The organism is Psychromonas aquimarina ATCC BAA-1526 (assembly GCF_000428725.1).
Classification (GTDB): domain Bacteria; phylum Pseudomonadota; class Gammaproteobacteria; order Enterobacterales; family Psychromonadaceae; genus Psychromonas; species Psychromonas aquimarina.
In genome coordinates, this window is sequence record NZ_AUAM01000118.1 from 1 (window position 1) to 2306 (window position 2306).

At 35.4% G+C, this 2306-nt stretch carries 3 protein-coding genes; 1 reads left to right on the forward strand and 2 read right to left on the reverse strand.

The genetic code is table 11. The features are described 5' to 3' along the window. Nucleotides 1–678 precede the first annotated feature (678 nt). Nucleotides 679–1224, forward strand: a complete 546-nt coding sequence (locus G337_RS0119135; RefSeq protein ID WP_028865285.1) for a hypothetical protein — start codon at nucleotides 679–681, stop codon at nucleotides 1222–1224. Between the two features lie 41 nt (nucleotides 1225–1265). Here G337_RS0119135 and G337_RS27920 read toward each other — a convergent pair whose 3' ends face one another. Together G337_RS27920 and G337_RS0119145 are read right to left on the reverse strand one after the other, a co-directional pair. Next, on the reverse strand, nucleotides 1266–1763 hold the full coding sequence (locus G337_RS27920) for a hypothetical protein (protein ID WP_028865286.1): 498 nt from the start codon (nucleotides 1761–1763) through the stop codon (nucleotides 1266–1268). A 1-nt stretch (nucleotide 1764) separates the two neighbouring features. Continuing rightward, nucleotides 1765–2160, reverse strand: a complete 396-nt coding sequence (locus tag G337_RS0119145; protein ID WP_028865287.1) for a hypothetical protein — start codon at nucleotides 2158–2160, stop codon at nucleotides 1765–1767. Nucleotides 2161–2306: the final 146 nt, after the last annotated feature.

Below are 2306 nucleotides of genomic sequence, written 5' to 3' on the forward strand. Positions count from 1 at the left end.
CAATTATTCTTGAAGATCAGATCATAACTTGAAGATTTAGTTCAAAAAAAATCCCCACTAATTACTTAGTGAGGATTTATGTATAAGAGACAGCTATTTAGCCCGTTTTTCTGTATTTATATGATAAACGGATAAGGCCGTAATCATATAAATCACCATCGATACCTCCCTATAGAACGGCGGAGCTACCGCCGTTCTATATATTTTAGTTAATTAGAAAATACGCACGCCCGTTTGCTGTTAACACTAATTGGGCCCATTTTGAGCTAACTGCGATCATTCCTTTTGGCACTTGTATACAAATCATATTGTCATTCCTGTTTTAGTTACATAGCAATATTGCTGCATATTCCGGCCTAACGTGAAATACAGCGGGAATCAGTGTTCACCTTCGCCGGAATACGCACCTATAGTCGTGAAGTTCTGCTGCTCTTGCATGTATATCGCGTTTTTGCCATGAATTTCACTAAGGCTCTTACTGCCTGTAAAACACGCCACAATAAAATAACTGATTTAATTATCATAAATAAAATTGGATTCTCCCTTTTAGTGATACACTGGTAAGTGCCGTAATGATAATCACTCTTTTTCGGTACGTTTAATCTAAAGACCTGCTTCTTGGTACTCACCTTGGCAGGTTTTTGTGTTTTTAGACCTAACTAAAGAGAGGTGGATTTTATGGAAGTGTTATTTAGACAAGTGGTTATTGGATTTTTAATTAATATATTTAGCCCTGTTATTGAGAATAAGTTAAAGAAACTAGCTGTAGACAGAAAGACTATTGATGAAGCCTGTAAAGTCTTCACAATATTAACTATGGCTGTTTGGTTTGTGATAATCCCGCTACATGCATACTTAGCTTTTAAGTTTCAGCTGCAAATAATATTAGTTAATCCAATTGATATAGTAATTCTGCTTTCACCTATCTATCTGGAAATGTTTTATTGCTTAATTAGATTCGCAGAAGTAAAACCAAGAATTGAAAGAGTGACCAGCAATGCGTTAGAACGTACCCCCAAACAAGCAGCTGCTGTTTATGCAATAGATGATTTGCATGTGAAGATTAAACCTATTGGTTATTGGATTGATAAGCAGGGAGTCAAGCTACTATTGGTTGCTGTTTATTCATATCGTTTTAACAGATCGCTATTGCTGGAAGTGACCAAAAATGGCAATCAGTATTTTGTTAAACCGCTTTATTTTGTAGAGAGAATCCTTAAATAAGGTATTTATTACAACCTGCTGAGTTAGTTATTATTAAATATCTATTTTTCTAAGTTTTCCCATTCGTCATAAACCCTCATAATCGCCTTATAATTCGAGGTGTTCGGGTGGAAATATTTATTCATTTCTTCTTCTTGTAATAAGTTACGAATTTCTACATAAAAATTCTTTTTGAATCGTCCTTTATCAACTCTATTGTCTATATATTTGGCGCATGCATCGTCATAAATATTAAGCATTGTTTGAATAGCAGAGTCTGAACTCGATGTATAAATATCGAGGGTTTTTTTATCTTCATCACTGATATTTCCTATGCTTTCTTTCGCTTTAAGCGGGGCCATAGTGATTACAATATTGGTTATGTTCATCTTGGAATTTTCAATAGACTGCCTGATTTCATTCTCCAATTGACCATGTTGCAAGTTTACATTTTCTGAAGCTATATCATTAGCTTTTTTATTTGATTGTTTTGCATGATCCAATGCAATCATTGCAACACATAAACTACAGCCAGATATAATTACTGCTAATAAATTCATATTACTTCCTAATCTTAGGTTTTATTATTTTGATTAGCTTTAATAGAGCGCTATTATCCGCGGCGTTGATCTCCTGAACAAAGGGAGCTTTTTCTCGGCCACCGGGCAGTCTAACTTGTTTATTAAGACCTGATGTACGACCTGAACCTTTTTTTAAACCTGATGGATAAGCGAATGGGCGACCAAATTTGTTTTTCAGACCGGGTGGTTGTGCATGTGATTTTTCTATATCTTCAATTAGATGTATTTTCTCCTGTTTAGAAAGAGGCTCATTATTTGAATTAACTAACAGGTCTAGTTCGTTTAAGACTGCTGTTGGTTCGGCTTCTTTCTTGGCAACCTTAAGTATTCGTTGTACATTACGTCGAGCTTGTTTTATTGCAATCATAGCTGCCATTGTAAAACTCCTTTGGGTGCTGGAACTTAACGCTACATTACAGGAACACTGCTTCACTGTAATAATACTAGCAACTATTAATTATCACGCACCCAAAGCCACACAATAAGTGATTAATTATTCAAATGTTAGCCCTGGGGGGGGGG

Excerpts from the sequence above, each read along its gene's own strand:
- G337_RS0119135 (WP_028865285.1), top strand. The coding sequence starts at position 679 with ATGGAAGTGTTATTTAGACAAGTGGTTATTGGATTTTTAATTAATATA.
- G337_RS27920 (WP_028865286.1), bottom strand. The coding sequence starts at position 1,763 with ATGAATTTATTAGCAGTAATTATATCTGGCTGTAGTTTATGTGTTGCA.
- G337_RS0119145 (WP_028865287.1), bottom strand. The coding sequence starts at position 2,160 with ATGGCAGCTATGATTGCAATAAAACAAGCTCGACGTAATGTACAACGA.